19 protein-coding genes and 2 tRNA genes are annotated in these 16669 nt (G+C 31.9%); 10 read left to right on the top strand and 11 right to left on the bottom strand.

All coding sequences use genetic code 11. The features are described 5' to 3' along the window. Positions 1–322: 322 nt before the first annotated feature. Positions 323–1882, bottom strand: coding sequence for a hypothetical protein (locus tag OO712_RS09440; RefSeq protein WP_109877691.1), 1560 nt, complete (start codon positions 1880–1882; stop codon positions 323–325). Next, positions 1879–4161, bottom strand: coding sequence for an AAA family ATPase (locus tag OO712_RS09435; RefSeq protein WP_109877690.1), 2283 nt, complete (start codon positions 4159–4161; stop codon positions 1879–1881). Before OO712_RS09435 ends, OO712_RS09440 begins: the two co-directional genes overlap by 4 nt. A 494-nt stretch (positions 4162–4655) precedes the next feature. Between OO712_RS09435 and OO712_RS09430 the strand changes: the two genes are divergently transcribed. The 4 genes from OO712_RS09430 (at position 4656) to OO712_RS09415 (ending at position 7241) form a co-directional block, all read left to right on the top strand. Next, complete coding sequence (locus OO712_RS09430; protein WP_109877688.1) at positions 4656–4985, top strand: hypothetical protein; 330 nt, start codon at positions 4656–4658, stop codon at positions 4983–4985. Between the two features lie 75 nt (positions 4986–5060). After that, entirely contained in the window at positions 5061–5771 is a 711-nt protein-coding gene (locus OO712_RS09425; RefSeq protein ID WP_146196010.1) for a hypothetical protein, read from the top strand. 40 nt (positions 5772–5811) lie between these two features. After that, positions 5812–6024, top strand: a complete 213-nt coding sequence (locus OO712_RS09420; RefSeq protein ID WP_109877686.1) for a hypothetical protein — start codon at positions 5812–5814, stop codon at positions 6022–6024. Positions 6025–6626: 602 nt separating this feature from the next. After that, positions 6627–7241, top strand: a complete 615-nt coding sequence (locus tag OO712_RS09415) for a hypothetical protein (RefSeq protein ID WP_109877685.1) — start codon at positions 6627–6629, stop codon at positions 7239–7241. 37 nt (positions 7242–7278) lie between these two features. Here the strand turns inward: OO712_RS09415 and OO712_RS09410 are convergent. Beyond that, positions 7279–7353, bottom strand: a tRNA-Ala gene (locus OO712_RS09410). Between the two features lie 76 nt (positions 7354–7429). Between OO712_RS09410 and OO712_RS09405 the strand changes: the two genes are divergently transcribed. The 3 genes from OO712_RS09405 (at position 7430) to OO712_RS09395 (ending at position 10452) form a co-directional block, all read left to right on the top strand. After that, positions 7430–8821 carry a dihydroorotase gene (locus tag OO712_RS09405; protein ID WP_109877684.1) on the top strand — a complete coding sequence of 464 codons (1392 nt, stop codon included), beginning with the start codon at positions 7430–7432 and terminating at the stop codon, positions 8819–8821. 61 nt (positions 8822–8882) lie between these two features. Beyond that, entirely contained in the window at positions 8883–9752 is an 870-nt protein-coding gene (locus tag OO712_RS09400; RefSeq protein ID WP_225866936.1) for a WING-49 domain-containing protein, read from the top strand. Between the two features lie 211 nt (positions 9753–9963). Continuing rightward, a complete protein-coding gene (locus OO712_RS09395; protein WP_109877682.1) occupies positions 9964–10452 on the top strand; it encodes an Hsp20/alpha crystallin family protein in 489 nt (162 codons plus the stop codon). 21 nt (positions 10453–10473) lie between these two features. Here OO712_RS09395 and OO712_RS09390 read toward each other — a convergent pair whose 3' ends face one another. The 8 genes from OO712_RS09390 to OO712_RS09355 all read right to left on the bottom strand — a co-directional run bounded on the left by OO712_RS09390 (position 10474) and on the right by OO712_RS09355 (position 14611). After that, entirely contained in the window at positions 10474–10680 is a 207-nt protein-coding gene (locus OO712_RS09390) for a hypothetical protein (RefSeq protein ID WP_109877681.1), read from the bottom strand. A 118-nt stretch (positions 10681–10798) separates the two neighbouring features. Continuing rightward, positions 10799–11473: a ribose-5-phosphate isomerase RpiA gene (gene rpiA, locus OO712_RS09385; protein WP_109877680.1), complete on the bottom strand. Its 675-nt coding sequence runs from the start codon at positions 11471–11473 to the stop codon at positions 10799–10801. Beyond that, positions 11474–12427 carry a hypothetical protein gene (locus OO712_RS09380; protein ID WP_109877679.1) on the bottom strand — a complete coding sequence of 318 codons (954 nt, stop codon included), beginning with the start codon at positions 12425–12427 and terminating at the stop codon, positions 11474–11476. After that, positions 12428–12595 (bottom strand): 50S ribosomal protein L37e, encoded by a 168-nt coding sequence (locus OO712_RS09375; protein WP_014964369.1) that lies wholly within the window; start codon positions 12593–12595, stop codon positions 12428–12430. Between the two features lie 10 nt (positions 12596–12605). Continuing rightward, entirely contained in the window at positions 12606–12842 is a 237-nt protein-coding gene (locus OO712_RS09370) for an LSm family protein (protein ID WP_109877678.1), read from the bottom strand. 58 nt (positions 12843–12900) lie between these two features. Continuing rightward, complete coding sequence (locus OO712_RS09365; RefSeq protein ID WP_109877677.1) at positions 12901–13623, bottom strand: creatininase family protein; 723 nt, start codon at positions 13621–13623, stop codon at positions 12901–12903. 5 nt (positions 13624–13628) lie between these two features. Further along, positions 13629–14471, bottom strand: a complete 843-nt coding sequence (locus tag OO712_RS09360) for a formyltetrahydrofolate deformylase (RefSeq protein ID WP_109877857.1) — start codon at positions 14469–14471, stop codon at positions 13629–13631. A gap of 52 nt (positions 14472–14523) precedes the next feature. Beyond that, positions 14524–14611: transfer RNA gene (locus OO712_RS09355), tRNA-Leu, on the bottom strand. 47 nt (positions 14612–14658) lie between these two features. On the opposite strand from OO712_RS09355, the gene glmM reads away from it, so the two are divergent. The 3 genes from glmM to OO712_RS09340 all read left to right on the top strand — a co-directional run bounded on the left by glmM (position 14659) and on the right by OO712_RS09340 (position 16666). Continuing rightward, positions 14659–16008 carry a phosphoglucosamine mutase gene (glmM, locus tag OO712_RS09350; RefSeq protein WP_109877676.1) on the top strand — a complete coding sequence of 450 codons (1350 nt, stop codon included), beginning with the start codon at positions 14659–14661 and terminating at the stop codon, positions 16006–16008. A 62-nt stretch (positions 16009–16070) separates the two neighbouring features. Then, a complete protein-coding gene (gene rpl7ae, locus OO712_RS09345; RefSeq protein ID WP_109877675.1) occupies positions 16071–16457 on the top strand; it encodes a 50S ribosomal protein L7Ae in 387 nt (128 codons plus the stop codon). Then, entirely contained in the window at positions 16454–16666 is a 213-nt protein-coding gene (locus OO712_RS09340) for a 30S ribosomal protein S28e (protein ID WP_109877674.1), read from the top strand. Before rpl7ae ends, OO712_RS09340 begins: the two co-directional genes overlap by 4 nt. The last annotated feature ends 3 nt before the right edge of the window (positions 16667–16669 follow it).

The raw sequence follows: 16669 nt of genomic DNA, 5'->3' as shown, positions 1-16669 counted from the left end.
AAACAATAATCTATATCTTTATTCTATTTAAGATTATTATATACAATTTTCTTTAGCCAATTTTTTCATTTTGAACACTTTTTACACAACAAATACTCAAACGTAAAAATTATGCGTAACTAAACCTAATATTTTATAGAATGTAAATTCTCTCTAATATCAAACCTGAAAAAAAGCAGAGTTTAAAAAAATGTAAAATTCCAGAAAATAAAAGATGTAATTTTGGATTTTAGTGGTACCTTATCTGTTGCAGAAGAGATAGTAATGAGGTTCTTGTTAATTGAAATTTCATTTTTTTAATCTCATTATACAATAATTTGAATTATAAACTTCTGCACTCTCTACACCATGACTGAACTCTGGTGATTTCACCCATTTTTCTGTATCCAAATAATCGTTCTATCTCTGAATTACCTATTGCAACTATTCCACATTTTGGACATTTTGTTGCAGATTCTAATCTATTTCTAATTTCCAAATAAATTTTTTCTAAAACTGTTTCTAGAATATTTGTTTGATTCATAATGGTATTAGGATTTAATGAATAAAACACAAGTTTGAGATTTTTATGATATTTTGTAGAATCTGATTTATTATTTCTAGGAAAAATATACTCCATTGAATCTTTAGGCCATATTATACCGCCATAACCAGTTCCTAAATTAGTCATGTATGCTAAGATTTTGTTTTTTGGTGCATCTTCATCTGGAAAATTATAATTCTTTGCGTCTAATACGCCAATTATTTCTTGGTTTGTTTGAATTGTAAAATCTGGCTCATGTGTATTTACCCATGCAAAACTTTCATCTTCAACAAAAGTTTTTTCATAATATAATTTCACTTCCTGATGATTTAGAGTAAATTGAAGGAAGTGAGGCATTGAATTTAATTCAAGTTTCACATCTACATATTTAGTAAAATAATGCAATATCTCAAAAAATATCCATATTTCATACATTTCATCAATATTTTTAGTTGCTTCACGAAGAAATTTACCTGATCTGTCTTTCTTTCTTATATTTGGAAAATTAAATCCTTTAACTTTTCTAAACCATTTTAGAAGTTTTGAATAGGATTCATTTTCTATATGTCCCTCTTTAATTCTATTTTTAATTTCTAATTCTAACACATGTATTTTTTTACTTTTTATATCTAAACTAAAGTTATCTCTTACCGTTTGTATTACTTCTTGAAATGGAAAAAACTTAATAATTTTTTTACAATTAAGAGATATTTCTTTTAATTTTTTTATTTCATCAAAATCTAATGGATCTTTAAAATTTTCTTGTAATAATTTTTCAATTTGTTTATTTAACCAAATACAAATCCAAACCAATAATACATTCTCTGGCACATCAAATTTTCTTTTCCATTCATAAGTTTTAAACGATGAAGGAAAATTTGTATATGAATTTTTTATTGTTTCACTCCAATTTATTTTCCCTCTAATTGCTCCAGTAAAATCAATTTTATTTTGTCCAAAATTCATTCGATTAATAATTTTTTTATATATTTCAAAATATTCTCGACTAAAAGTAAAAATCTGTTGTAATTCTGAAGATCTATCCGGTAATTCAGCTATCCCTGATTGAAATTTTGCTTTAAAATACCCATCTGTGGATTTTCTATAACGTGATACAAGACAATTCACTCTTTGAAACATATACATAAATTCATCAAAATTTGTTGCTAATCTTACAAATTGATGCCATTGTTCTCCTGTAACTTTGTTTTCAGATTTGCCCCACTCGTCAAAAAATGATTTTTCTGAATTTATGAAATTTTTATTAATTAATCTACCTCTAATTTGTTCACGAATTTTCTTTTTCTTTTCTTTTATTGTTAAATCATGAATTTCTTTAATTATTTCTAATCTGTTCATAAAAATTCAAATGTTTTTTTCAGTTCTTTTAACGCATCTCTAAATAACGGTAGATCTTTTGGAATTTGATTTTTTGATTTTTGTATTCTCCATTTATCTAATATCCTATCCCAATTTTCTTTTGATAGGTTTTTTCTTGAAAAACCTTGTTTTAATTTTTCAATCTCTGAGATTTGAAGATATTTCAAATAAAATTCAAATTCTTCTACATATTTTTGTCGATCTTCATCATCTGTACCATCATATTTTCTATGGAAGAAACTATGTACATCATCAAAACAAAATTGTAACAAAACTTCAATATTTGTAGCTTCAATTTTTTCTAATTGTGGTATTATAATTCCACATAAGGATATGTCTAAAATGGAATTGTCATATCCGCTGATTTGTGTTCCAATCAACATAGATTGATAAATTGATTTTAGAATTGCTGTTCCCATATCTTTTATAATTCTAACAAACGATAGAATTTCATATGCACTTCTTATTGCCAAATATAATTGATTATTGGATTGTTCGTTGCTAACTTTCTCTTCATTTGAATTTAATTGTATTAATGATGAAACATCAGAAGGAAGTTCATCAAGTGCTCTTGATAGCGCAAAATAAATTTCATGTTCAGCATCCTTTCGTAATGGTGTTTTTACTTCAATATATGCAAATCTTCTTTTTAATGCATCAGATAATTTGAATAAATAATGCTTGTCTGATGTATTTAGTGTTCCTATTATCCTATAATCGAGAGGGATTTGCATTTCAATTAATGTGGGGTTTTTATCATCAAGTACACGAAGAACTTTTGATTCTAGCGATGTAAATAATTGCCCAAATGATTTGTCAATATCAGCACGATTAAATTCATCGATTATTAACCATGTTCCACGAAATGGAGATTGATTCCCAAAAATTTTATTGTCCCAATTTCGTTTAATTGTATCAGTAACACAACCACGTTGAATTTTCACTATTGGTTTTCCGTTTTGCATACGTGGCACAATTCCTCCAATTACATCACTTACATTCCATTCATTTGATGCAGTGTATACTTTAACATCGAATCCTTTTCCTTCTTTTTGCCAAAATATTTTAGGAATTAATTTAGAAAGATGTGTTTTTCCAGTTCCTACAGGGCCTGCAAGTAAAATATTACGTCCGCTAGTTAAATGAATAACAATTTCTTTTATTGTTTTTGAGTCAATTAAAAGACTTTTTTGAATTTCTTTAATACCATTCTCTAATACTTCTTTATTAGGTATTTCTAATGGTATATTTTCTAAATGTTTTATTTGTTCTATAAACTCATTACCATCTCCATCTTCAAACACATTTGCAGTTGAATCATTCATTTGTGATTCTGAAGTAACTGCTTTACCATCTTTAGAATTTTCTATATTTGTTTTTCTTGATTGATCTGAATCAGAAGTATTGTCTGTTGGAAAAAGATCTTCTTGTTCCACAGCAGAATTTAATATTCGATCAAAATCATTTTTATTAATTACTAGAATAGGTTTATTTCCAAACATAGATTCTCTCTTATCATGTTGTAAAAGCCATTTTGGAATAATTATTCCATCTTTTTGTAAAAGTGGTTCAAAATTTTTAAATGTAATATTTGGTGTTGTATGAGAAAATTGTGACTTTTGTACCATTTCAGCCCTTCCCCAAATTCTAATTTGACTTGCTTTGGTATCGTACAGAATTGCTAGATTTCTATTATTATCATTAATTTTGAAATGTTTCATTTTATTTCTGGACAAATTCAAACTGTGTTTTTGAATTTTATCTAATTTGGTAAAATCACCATATCTTATACTGTTATTTCTAAAACGAACTAAATAGTATCCAATTCTGGAAATATTTCTATCTGGTTGAGTTAAATTATAATTATTTATACTAGGTGTAGAAAATGCTTGAGGTTGTTTTAGATTTTGTTTATAGTCCGTGTCCACATTTGAAATTCTTTTCATACAAATTTTTAACAAACTATTTTTTTCATTATTTGATATGTTTTCAATATTAAGTTTAAATCCATTTTCAGTTTCAACTATTAACTCATCCTTATCAGTTAATTGAGACCAAATGTTATAATGTTCAAATGGTTCATTTGTTTTTAGATTATTTCGTAGATAATCTGAAATATTTTTCTTCAATAATGGATTTGGGTATGAATTGAGTAATGCTTCAATTACTAAATATCTATAGGGTTTTGTTGCATTAATTTCTCGATCTAAATGATGGAGAAATGCTCTAAAATTTTTAGTAGTACTAACTTCAGCCATAGGCTGTGATTAGCAAATTGAAATAAAAAGTGATCCTTTAGAATATAATCATATTAAATTAATTTCTGGATATAGTATATGCCTAAAATAATTGGAAAAATGTCTAAGTGAAATATTTGTTTCTCACCACTCGTTATTTTGTTAAAAACAAGAATCATTGTTTTCTTTATGCACCACTTTGCAATGCCTTCTCAGAAACCCCTCACTGGTCAAAGTCACGCCACATGTCTTGCATCTGAATTCCAGCAAAGCAATTATTTTCACATAAATCTTTTATTTAATTCTTAGAATATGACATTATGAGTATATAAATATCTTAAAATTATGGATACGATTTTATTGTATATTTCAGATCGGACAAAATCTGATTATCTGATTATAAAATTACCCCTCTCCTATATGATGATCCTTGCAAATCATTGTAGTACATAGAACGCATCAGTAATGTTTTATATGCTCAAAAATATGAAAATAATACTCTGGGAGGATAAGAAATGGATCAAAAAATCAACTCTAATATCAAAGAAATGGATATCATAAATTGGTCCGTAGTTGAGAGAATCATGCTTGCTTTTTATGAGAATGGTTCGCTAAAGAAATCTCAGATTACGTCAAAATCTGGACTGAAATACACAAGCTGCATGCGTTATCTTAAATGGCTTCACACAAAGATGGGCTTTGTTGAATTTGAATTAGGTGTTGATCTTAAACATGCAAGTTCAATACATCTTTCTGCTGAGGGAATTTTATTTTGCAAAAAAAGAATTCTGGCAAGTGAAGATCTCAATTCTGTTAAAATACAACAGACACATTTGTTAGCTTAAAAATATTACGTACTGATCAGTACGTACCATGTAGTGCGTTTGTCTTATTAGCAATTTCCAAACTTGGGATTAGTAATGACTACAAAAACAATCAAAACAATATTGTTTGCTTCTTTGATTGCTGCAATGATCCTTCCTTTCTCTGGAATGAATTATGCAGTTGCAGAAGAAGTCGACAAGGAATATGTAGAAAAAATAGCCAACAAAGCTACTGCTCTCATGGAACAACTAGAGACAGAACAAAATCCTAACAAAATAGATAGAATGCAAAAGCAGTTAGAGCGCCTTTTGGTAATTCTTAATTCTGTAGGATTGTACACTGAAGAACAGTTTGAGGTCATTAAGGAAGAAAGACAATATGATACTCCCGAAGAAACTTCTGAATCCATTCAGTCATTTTGTCCTTCTTGTGATGATGCTGTCAAAGTCAAAGTAGGTTTTGACTACAAACTATGGGGATTCTATGGAACTGCAAACGGTAACTGGGATACAATCACCAGTGCAGACCCAAATGGATTTTCTCAAGCTTTGGTAGGCTCATGGGGTGCTGATTATGCACACACTTGGTATCAATATTACCTAGCAAATGGTGCTAATGGTGCAAATGTGAATTTTACTCCTTACATTACTAACAGTAATGATGGGTTAGTACACAATTATGGTACATTCCAACAAACAGTAAGTTCTACAACAATACAACAAGATTATCCATCTCCAGTAGCTTACACACCAATCTATGGTAATGATAAAGTTAAGCTTGTAGCTGTGCTACAATCTATTTGGTAGGAGACCAAAACCTTTTTTTATTTTTTTATTAAGAAAAGACATGGAAAACCAAAAATCTCCAATATTTGAATATGATGAAAGATATCTTGCCACATCAAAACATACTCGCAAAGAGCTTTACAAATTGCAAGAAATTGTGTTAGAACAAATAAAGACAAATCCATCAACCTATACTTATGAACTAAAGAAAATCAAAGATTATGATCAAAAAGAGATTGATACTATTCTAACAATGTTGACAACTAAGAAATAAAGGAAAGTTACTTGGTGAGAGTTTCAATTAATATTAGTATGATACGATGAGGTAACAGTATCGAATAATGAGTTCATATGAATGCTAAAGGGCAGATTATTATGAAAAGAGAGTTAAAGTATGAAAGTGAAAAAAAAGAAAGTAACAAAAGAAAAATTTTGTATGTGCTGTAAATCAAAAGATAACCTACAAGCTAGTATTAATCTCCTCACCGATCCATCTTATCTTTGTAGTAAGTGTATTTCAATTCCGTATCGTAAAAATAAGAGATAGTTATTTTTTCTCATTCGTTTCTTTTCATGTTGACTCAAATTATTCCTCTAGTACACCGTTTGTTTTTATACCTATGATGAAGACATTCTATTTTTACTGGTTGCAAATAATTTCTTTTGTACATTCAAAAATTTTTTTAATATTATGTTTATGGATGAATGACTATGAAATTATTATGACCACACTATATTTTTTTTGATTTTGAATTGACAAGTTTTATTTATCATAAAATGATTTTAAAACCAAAATCACGATTGACAGACATCTGGAATATACTTTATTAGAAATGTTTTAACCGAATGAGTCTCTATTGTATCTGGGTTAGGGTTATGGGCAAAGGTGACTTTAAAGAAAAGCTAATTGTGATCGGATTTCTTTTAGGGGTATTTTTGCCTCTAAGATTGCTTTTTGTGGAATATGTTTCTGATCAGTGGATAGGTAATTTTGGACTTGTTTCTGGGTTAGGTATTATTTTACTGATTTTAATTAAAAAAGGGAAGCTGGGAAGAATTGGGATTATTTTTGAAAAACAGATGAAAAAAACAATTTTTGGAAAGACTGGCAAATTTGTAATTGGAATATCTGTTCTATCTTTGTTGTATTTTGGCAGTACCATGTTTTTCATGGAACGGGGGGAATCTGTTTTTTCTGAGGACAAGGCTCTATTTTATGATGCAATTGTTTTAAAAAATGACTTTGAACAAATAACTCCAAATAATCTAAAAAATATTAAAATAATTTATGATTCTGATAATCGACTTTATTCTACATTTGATTATGCATTTTCAATTACATATGCTATAATGAATGAGTTTTCAGGAGGATGGTTAGAGCATTTGTATTTTATTTTACTAGTAGAACAAGTAGAGATTTTAGGAATATTTCTCTATTGTCGTATATTTGCAAAACCAATAATTTCAATGCCTGCTAATTTAACAGATTAAGTACAAACCTTAGTTCACGAGAAATTTAATTAAGTAATGGTGGACCGGGAGAGAATCGAACCCTCGACATCCTCGTTGCGAACGAGGCATTATACCCCTAAATCACCGGCCCAACGTAATACCTCTTTGAGCTGTACTTTTATTCATTTTCTCAACGCATAATAGACTGCAAAGAATAATGTTTTCAGATGACGTATGATACTGTGATTACAGACACTCACATTATTTTGCCTCAGGGAATGGTTGACAAAAACATCATAATTGATGAAGGAAAAATTATTGGATTCACTCATGATACTCCTGCGTGTGATGAAAAAATTAATGGCAATGGATTGATTTCAGTTCCAGGTCCGATTGATCCTCATGTTCATTATGGTGTTTACTCTCCAATTAATGAAGCTGCAAAAACTGAGTCTCATGCAGCAGCTATAGGCGGAATAACAACCATGATGAGGATGCTTCGACTGGGAGATCCGTTCAGCAAGTCATTGCAAGCACAGCTTGATGCTGCATCTAAAAATCACTATGTCGATTATGCAATTCATGCTTCGATTTTTACACAGGAACAAATCAATGAGATGAACTTGTGTGTAAATAAAGGAATCACGTCTTTTAAAATTTACATGAATCTTGGAGGTGAAATTGGTCATGTATACATGGATATGTTGCCAGACTCTACGCATCTAGTTGAATCTGAGGTAAATGTCACAGATAAAATCGTCGAACAAACAGTAAAGACTGCTGCATCACTTGGTTGTCCCGTATTAGTTCATGCTGAAGACTATGAATCATGTGGATGTGGAATTAAAACTGCAAAAGAGAAAAACCAAGACGGATTGCATGCCTGGTCTGAGAGTCGCTCTCCTGAATATGAGGCAAAAGCAATCAAAACTGTCTCAAAATTTGGACGAGATTATGGTTGTGTGATTTACTTTGTTCACATTGGATCTGAGCGAGCATTAGCACAAATTGAAGAAGAGAGAAAATTAGGAACTAAAATTTATGTTGAAACATGCCCTCATTATCTTACATTATCTTATGAAAAACAAAATGGATATCTTGCAAAAGTTATGCCTCCAATACGAACCGAAAAAGATTCTAAAGCGGTTTGGAATGCATTGTCAAAGAATTTCATAAATACAATTGGCACTGATCATGTGGCAAATCAACTCAAACTAAAACTAGGTGGAACTGATGTGTGGGATGCACTTGCAGGGTTTCCCGGAATTGGAACGTCTCTTCCAATATTACTTAATGATGGAGTTAATCAAAATAAAATAACTCTAGAACAGTTTGTAAAATTCACTAGTCAAAACGCTGCTCAAATATTTGGAATGTATCCGCAAAAAGGAACCCTGGAAAAAAATTCTGATGCAGATATAACCATGATTGATTTGAAAAAAGAAAAAAAAGTAACTTCAGATTTGTTTGGTGGATTCTCTGATTATATTGTATATGAGGGAAGAAATCTAAAAGGATGGCCTGTAAAGACCATTGTTAGGGGAGAAATTATTGCAGAAAATTTTGAGGTTATTGGAAAGATTGGTCATGGAAAATTAGTTGAGCGAAAAATTGCTTAAGTTTTTAACATTTGTGATTTTATACGATTACTTTTTATGAATATGTCTCTAACTCTTTCTGTTGAATTTCAAATTATTTTTTGTTCTTTTGATTGTTTTTAGCATTTCTGTTGTTTTTGAAAATTCTTTTGCTCAGCAAAACATGTCGCCACACCATCAATGGAAAAAATACGCAGATCCTGATTCTGTTTTATGTAAATCTGGACATCTTTTGATCCAAAAAAATGATGGTACTCCTTCATGCGTTATGCCATCTACGTACCTTAAACTAATAGATCGAGGGTATGGGAACTATGATTCATCAATAATGAGCAAACGTCCAGACATGATGAACCAACTCATGCAAAACATGGTCGCAAATGAAAAACTAATGTATCATTGGCATGAGATGATGCAGAAAAATCCTAGTATTCTGATGCATACCATGAGTGATTGGGTTTCTCAAATGAAGGAAGAACCTGAATTGATGAAAAATATGTTGGGTCCGATGACAAGTGAGCCGCAATTGCGTGAAAAAATGATTGAATCTATGAAGAGTCACTCTAAAATGGAAAATTCTCTAAAAATGCATTCAGAATGGATGGATTCAGTTCATCATGAAATGATGAATTCTGGAATGCATAGTACATGTTCGTGGTGTCCAAATTATCAAATGCACACTAGTTCTCCTTCAATGGGGTTTGAAAATTCAGATAGAATGATGGATGTGATTCATGCGATATGGGTGAATTCTGGAATGAGCAATGATATGCATAGGCTGATGATTCAAAACCCAACTCACTTGGCTCAAATGTCATACCAACTAATGGATCCAATGCTTGATGCAATAATGGATGATGAAGATTTACGCCAACAAATGATAAAATTAATGTTGGAGAATCCTGAGTTTATGAATTCTATAAGACATGAAAATCCTGAAACCAGTAACTGAATTTTAAATTAATTTGGAATTCACAGTGTTTTAATTGCTAAAAATGCAAATTAATCTACATAATTTTACTCAAATGTTTCCTCTCTGGAAATTTTTCTCATAGTCGTGAATTTGGCATTTTTAATGGAGTTTGGTTCTTATCAGCAGATATTAATTTCCATATTTGAGAATCAAATTCATACAATAAGTATATCCAAAAAAAACATAATACATGGTTTCTAAAAATACACCAAAGAAATCTTCACGTGGAATTTCTCCGTGGCATTCTAGTTGGGAAGAACTGGACAAAACCTTTGAAAATTTTAGGAGGGATCTTGAAAAATCATTTTCATCATTTCCTTCGATTTCAATGCCTAGATTCCCACATATGCAAGAGACTTCGTGTGATGTAATTGATGAGGGAAAACAACTCAGAGTAAAGATGAATGTTCCGGGAATTCAGAAAAAAGACATCAAGCTAAACGTGACAGATAATTCCTTAGAAGTATCTGCTGAACACAAAGAAGAATCAGAAGAAAAGAAAAAGAACTATCTGAGAAAGGAACGTAGCCAAGTCTCCTATTATAGAACATTGCCACTTTCAGAAAAAGTAGTTTCTGGACAAGCAAAGGCAAAACTCACAGATGGAGTGTTGGATATCGTCTTGCCCAAATCAACACCAACTAAAGTACAGGCCAAAAAATCAGTGTCTGTACAATAATTTTTTTCTATTTTTCAAAAATCATTTTGATTCAATGAAAATTACGTCAACTAGATCATTGTTGCTTCTTTTTGTAACAGTATCTCTATTTGCATTATGGAAATTTTGCAGATGAGCTTTTCTTGTTTTAATTTTGTATTGTCTGCACAATCTGCAAAAATATGTAATTTGTCTTTCTGATTTTGGTTTTGATTGTAACTCATCTGGCTGAAAAGTTGCAATTTGCATTGTCGAGATTAACCTTTTTTTGATATTTTAATGTTGTCATATTTATGACATGTTGTAACTTATTAGAATTATCTTACTGTTTGACAACGAAATTCTTACAAATCTGAATTATCTCTTTCTATAGTATGTCAAATTTACCGCCAGTTTTGGCTCTGTAAATAATGTCTGGTTTTCTCAGGAAAATTCCTGACTCTAAAACCCCTGTGATTTGCTTGATTTTTTGAGTGATGACTTTAGGGTTCTTTATTGTTCCAAAATCACAATCCAAAATGATATTTCCATTTTCTGTAAAGAATGGATATCCTCTGTCAAGCGAACGTAATTGTGCTTTTCCTCCTAGTTTTTGAATTGATGATATTACTGAATTTCTTGCAAGTGGATGAACTTCTACTGGAACAGATCTTGTAAAGTTTTTTACAAATTTTGTACTATCTGCCATGACAATTACTTTTTTTGCAAGGCTAAACAAAATATTTTCTCGTAGTAGTGCACCGCCCCCTCCCTTGATAACATATTTTTGAGAATCAATTTGATCTGCACCATCAAAAACAACATCAATGTGGCTCACCTGATCAGCTTCTACAAGTGGAATGCCAACTTTTTCTGCAACCAATTTGATTTGCAAAGATGTAGGAACTCCTCTAATATTGTAATTTTTTATTCTGATTAGTTTTCCAAGTGATTTTACAAGTGTAGTAGCTGCTCTGCCACTTCCCAATCCAACGATGTAATTGTCTTTAACTAACTTTAATGCATCATTTGACAATGCCGCAATGGCATCATCGTAAGACAATCACTCTACCTCTGCTTGATCAAGCTTTGATAATACTCTCATGATGTTTCCTTTGATTTTATCTAAATCATCTGTATCATCATCAAAGTCATCATCTAGTGTTGTAGTCTTTGGTTTTTCTGGTTCTGGTAATGCTTTATGCTCGGTAATTTTTGCTACTTCTTTGTTAATATCCGGTTTAGTTTCAAAGTTTACTTCTGGTTTTGGAGTAACTGATTGAATAATCTCAATTTTATCCTCAACTTTTGGTTTTGGTTGAATAATTTCTTCAACTATCTCTTCTTTTGGTTTGATTAGTTCTGTTTGCATCACTCTTGGCTGTGGCATTGGTTTTACGACTTGTTTTTCTTCTTTTTCAAAGAGTGGAAACTTTGGTTCTTTTCTTGTAATGTTTGTTAATGTAGTTAACTCAAATGATTGTCTTGATTTTGTTGCAGGAATCTCAATTGGTTTTGTCTCTGTTTTCTTTGGAACTTCAAAGTTGAATGTATTTTTGAATGATTTTGAAATGTCTTGTTTTGATTCTTTTACTGTGCTTTCTGTTTCAGCTTTTGAGCTGATGATCTTTGATGATAATTCATAAAGCCTATCATCTAGTTTTGATAATTTTTGATCCATCAAAGTGATCAAACCATCTCCCACTGGACCCAAGTCTGGGTGTTTGCTTGCTTGTTCTAGTTTTTCTAACTTTGCTAGAACAATTCCTAATTGATGCTGGTATTTCAGTAAAAGTTTGTCTTTTTGAATTTTAGAAAATTCAGTATCTGCTTGATACAATCGTGATATTGTTTTAGTGAGAATATCTTTTTCTATCTTTAGAGAATTAATTTGACTTTTGATATGTGAGCTTGCACCAAGACTAAGTAATTGATTTTTATCTCGAGGCATTTTTCGTACTGCAGCAGCAGTAGCAACGCCTGCTAATGAACTAAGAATTAATACAATTTCTTGCATCTATGTATACCATTTAATCCAGGAATACTTTCTGCGTTTAGCCTCTGGGAATCCACAACTTGCGCATTCATGATGACGTTTATGAAGTGAGTTTTTACCACATCGTCTACATCTGATGTGAACTTTTTTCTTTGTAAAACCACCCATAGAAGTTGTGCCTTTAGTCATCTCAAATCACCTAATGTTGTGCTGGTGGAGGAGATATCATAACGACATTGTCTCCTCTAACTACAATGCTTCCAAGGCTTTTAGAATCGCCTTCAGTAGGAATTTCCTCTGAAGAATCGAGTAGCAGGTTCATGTGTTGGTCAAAACCCAGAAGCATGCCTCTGATGGTTTTATTTCCTTTGAGTTTTATCAATACAACTTGATTGATACTCTCATCCAATACTTTTACTGCCATATCAACGGACATCTATAATCACTTATTGACTTGGATATTGAGGCGTTATATTAAATTTCCATTGGTGAAACTATGAGCTATGCCCAGTAAGGCAAGTTTGACACCTTTTTGATAGATTATTGATGATTTCGTCTAAAATTCTCTGTCCATCTTTCTTTGTTGCCTTTGTTGGATCACCCCAAATCCCATTTTTGGTAGCTTTTGGAAATGATTTGTTTGCTAATTTCCCTAGTTTTTGGATTTGTTGCTTTGTCATTTTATCTGTGGTTAGTCCTTTTTTAGCTAATTTCATTTTTACATTTTTTGAGATTGCAAGCATTAGCGATGTTTCCACAAATCCTGCATGATCAAACTCTCTATTCATAAAATGCCAATAAGATAATGGGAAAACTTTAAGCTTGTTTTTTGAGAGTTTCTTTAGTCTGATATCTATATTCTTTATTGGCTTTAGATTTCCATGATGTCCATTAATAATGAAAACAGTCTTGATTCTATTTGATAATAATGATATACACAAATCAGAAAGAACTGTTCGTAAAGTAGATTCTCTTATACTCAGATTAAAAAATGGTGCATGCTCAAATGATACTCCAAAGGTTATAGTTGGAAGGAGAAGATATCTATTTTTTTCTGATATTCTTTTTGCAACTTCAGTTACAATATCTGTGTCAGTTGATATTGGCAAGTGTGATCCGTGTTGCTCAATTGAGCCCACTGGAATTATTGCAACTTGTTTGTTCTTTGAAATTAATTTTCTAAGATCTGGATCTAACTGTGATTTGATATCTGTCATTTAATTCACTTGGATTTGATGTGAACCTTTCTCCAACGTACTTCAAGTTTGTTTTCTAGATGCATCTTCATTGCTTTGAGCAGTGTATCTGCTTCCAATTTTTGCCCCTTTGTTTTTATTTGTTCTAATGTGTCATTAGGATCTACCTTGAAGGAATCTTGGAATATGATTGGCCCTTGATCCAAGTTTTCAGTTACGTAATGTGAAGTTACGCCTACAATTTTTGTGCCTCTCTCAAATGCTTGTGCGTATGCTAGGGCACCGGGAAATGCGGGCAACAGAGATGGATGGATGTTAATTATTCTATTTGGATATCTCCAAACAAAATTGGGACTAAGAATTCGCATGTATCTTGCAAGTGCAATTAAATCTACATCATATTTTTTGCATATCTGAATAATTTTCTCCTCGGCTTTTTCTTGATTATTTTCTTCTACTGCGACAAATGGAATCTTGGCCTTTTTTGCAAGTGATTCCAATGTATTTTCTGTACCTATTATTACGGATATTTTTCCTTTAAGGGATTTTGTATTTTTAAGAATTGTTTCAAGACACAATGGCTCTTTTGTTACAAACACTGCAATATTTTTCTCTGAGTTTGTTTCATGATGAGTACTAACATCCATCTTTTCTTTTTTAGCCAAATTCTGAATCTCTGAATCAAATTTCTTTACATCAAGTGATTTTGAAAATGATACCTCTAGATACATTCCAAAAAGACCTTTGATTACATTTTGATTTACTTTCTCAATGTTTCCGCCTTTTGAAAATGCAAAATTAGTAAATGATGCAACAATTCCCTCTCTATCTTTTCCTACTATTGTAATTCCTACTACTGTCTTTTTCATGACTTTGTTTGGTGAAGATTTTCTCATTATTAATCATTCACAGAAATTAAAATGGTGCGGGAGGTGGGATTTGAACCCACGAACTCCTAAGAGATAGGGTCCTAAGCCCTACGCCTTTGACCAGGCTGGGCGACTCCCGCAACGACTTTGCCATTAAACACAAATTTATCTATTATTGAATAATGACATGGCAAAATTTTTTGGAACTAATGGAATTCGTGGAGTGTTTTCTGAAGATTTTACTTTAGAATTTGTTCATGATATGACTTTGGCTATTGGAACTTACTTTGAGTGTGGACCTGTGTTAATTGGATATGATGGAAGAGAATCAAGTCCAATTGTTTGTAAGGTTGTAAGCGCTGCTCTTAATTCAATTGGAATTGATTGCAATGTTGCAGGAATTATTCCAACACCTTGTCTTGAATTTGCAGTAAAGACTTTGGGATATTCTGGTGGAATCATGATCACTGCATCTCATAATCCTCCTCAATACAATGGAATTAAACCTGCTGCAAAAGATGGAGTGGAAATTTCAAGAGAAGATGAATTAATAATTGAAGACATTTACATGAACAAAAACTGGATTACAAATCCTTCAAAATGGGGCACTACAGGAATAGAAAATAGAACTATTGATACCTATATCGATGGAATTTTTTCCCACATTGATTCTACGTTGATAGAATCAAAAAAATTTAGAGTTGTTTTAGATTTAGGAAATGGTGCACAAGCAATATCTGCACCTACTTTTTGCAAAAAACTACAATGTGAAACATTTCTTGTAAATGAATACATAGATGGCAATTTTCCAGGTCGTGGATCCGAACCAACACCGGAAAATCTTTCATTGCTTTCACAAACTGTAATTGAAAATAACGCTGACGTGGGTATAGCATTTGATGGTGATGGTGATAGAAGTATATTCTGTGATAACAAGGGAAACATTCTGACTGGCGATAAATCTGCACTTTTACTTACTCAACATATCTTAAAGAAGAATCCAAACTCACTAGTCGTAACTTGTTTGAATTCAGGATCTAACATTGAAAAAATAGCTGAAAAATTTAATTCAAAAGTTATTCGAACTAAAGTCGGAAGTGTAGAAGTATCAAGGAAGATGGTTCCAATTAATGCATTAATTGGGTTTGAAGAAAATGGTGGATTCATGTATGGAAAACATAACCAAGTAAGAGATGGCTGTATGACGTTAGGACTAATGCTTGATCTCCTAGCTACATCTGGAAAAACATTGTCTGATGAGATTTCTCTTTTACCTCCCTCTTTTACTACAAAGGACAAAGTACCGTGTCCTTCTGAAAAAGTTTCAGGATTGATTTCCTCTCTTAAAGAAGAGTTTCCAAATTCTGATCTTACAGATGGAATTAAAATTACCATAGATCCAAAAAATTGGGTAATGATTAGACCAAGTGGTACGGAACCGATAGTTAGAATCTATGCAGAAGCTGAAAGTCAAGAAAAACTAGACTCTTTGATGTCCGAATACCTCAAAAAAGTCAAGACAACCATTTCCCGATAACACTTTTAAAACCATTCCAACGTTTTGAGAGAATGGAGAATGAACCCTAAGGGTGACGAAGTATGGGAAAATCGTATTATGTTAAATTTGAAACGCCAGAAGACCTCGTAAATCCAATCTTAGAGGCCGTTAGAGTAGCATCTACCAGCGGTAAAGTAAAGAAAGGAACCAATGAGGCTACAAAGGCAATAGAGCGTGGTACTAGCAAACTAATTGTTATCGCTGAAGATGTAGAACCACCAGAGGTTGTAGCACATCTTCCAATTCTATGTGAGGAACAAGGGGCAGCATATGCATTTGTACCAAGTAAACAAGAATTAGGCAAGTCTTTGGGTATTGATATTACTTCTGCCGCTGCAGCAATTTTGGATGCTGGTGATGCACAACACATTGTAGACCAAGTTGTATCATCAATTGCTAAAATTAAAGGTGGAAAGACTGATCAATGAGCTCTACAACTGAAGAAGTAGTTCAAGCTGAAATTATTCAAATTGTTGGACGAACTGGTATTGCTGGTGAAGTTATTCAAGTTAGAGTTAAAGTTCTTACTGGTAAAGATAAAGGTAGAATTCTTACAAGAAACGTCAAAGGTTCTGTTAGGGTAAGCGAAATTCTAATGCTACGAGAAACCGAGAGAGAAGCAAAGAAAATCAAATAGGTG

Origin of the sequence: Nitrosopumilus zosterae (assembly GCF_025998175.1) — an archaeon.
In the GTDB taxonomy this organism is placed as follows: Archaea; Thermoproteota; Nitrososphaeria; order Nitrososphaerales; family Nitrosopumilaceae; genus Nitrosopumilus; species Nitrosopumilus zosterae.
The sequence above is the reverse complement of the archived record's forward strand: the minus strand, read 5'-3'. Positions and strand labels throughout refer to the sequence as shown.

Excerpts from the sequence above, each read along its gene's own strand:
- OO712_RS09440 (WP_109877691.1), bottom strand. The coding sequence starts at position 1,882 with ATGAACAGATTAGAAATAATTAAAGAAATTCATGATTTAACAATAAAA.
- OO712_RS09425 (WP_146196010.1), top strand. The coding sequence starts at position 5,061 with ATGACTACAAAAACAATCAAAACAATATTGTTTGCTTCTTTGATTGCT.
- OO712_RS09360 (WP_109877857.1), bottom strand. The coding sequence starts at position 14,471 with ATGAAAAAGACAGTAGTAGGAATTACAATAGTAGGAAAAGATAGAGAG.
- glmM (WP_109877676.1), top strand. The coding sequence starts at position 14,659 with ATGGCAAAATTTTTTGGAACTAATGGAATTCGTGGAGTGTTTTCTGAA.
- OO712_RS09435 (WP_109877690.1), bottom strand. The coding sequence starts at position 4,161 with ATGGCTGAAGTTAGTACTACTAAAAATTTTAGAGCATTTCTCCATCAT.
- OO712_RS09415 (WP_109877685.1), top strand. The coding sequence starts at position 6,627 with ATGGGCAAAGGTGACTTTAAAGAAAAGCTAATTGTGATCGGATTTCTT.
- OO712_RS09390 (WP_109877681.1), bottom strand. The coding sequence starts at position 10,680 with ATGCAAATTGCAACTTTTCAGCCAGATGAGTTACAATCAAAACCAAAA.
- OO712_RS09420 (WP_109877686.1), top strand. The coding sequence starts at position 5,812 with ATGGAAAACCAAAAATCTCCAATATTTGAATATGATGAAAGATATCTT.
- OO712_RS09375 (WP_014964369.1), bottom strand. The coding sequence starts at position 12,595 with ATGACTAAAGGCACAACTTCTATGGGTGGTTTTACAAAGAAAAAAGTT.
- OO712_RS09430 (WP_109877688.1), top strand. The coding sequence starts at position 4,656 with ATGGATCAAAAAATCAACTCTAATATCAAAGAAATGGATATCATAAAT.
- OO712_RS09340 (WP_109877674.1), top strand. The coding sequence starts at position 16,454 with ATGAGCTCTACAACTGAAGAAGTAGTTCAAGCTGAAATTATTCAAATT.
- OO712_RS09370 (WP_109877678.1), bottom strand. The coding sequence starts at position 12,842 with ATGTCCGTTGATATGGCAGTAAAAGTATTGGATGAGAGTATCAATCAA.
- OO712_RS09380 (WP_109877679.1), bottom strand. The coding sequence starts at position 12,427 with ATGCAAGAAATTGTATTAATTCTTAGTTCATTAGCAGGCGTTGCTACT.
- rpl7ae (WP_109877675.1), top strand. The coding sequence starts at position 16,071 with ATGGGAAAATCGTATTATGTTAAATTTGAAACGCCAGAAGACCTCGTA.
- OO712_RS09395 (WP_109877682.1), top strand. The coding sequence starts at position 9,964 with ATGGTTTCTAAAAATACACCAAAGAAATCTTCACGTGGAATTTCTCCG.
- OO712_RS09365 (WP_109877677.1), bottom strand. The coding sequence starts at position 13,623 with ATGACAGATATCAAATCACAGTTAGATCCAGATCTTAGAAAATTAATT.
- OO712_RS09405 (WP_109877684.1), top strand. The coding sequence starts at position 7,430 with ATGACGTATGATACTGTGATTACAGACACTCACATTATTTTGCCTCAG.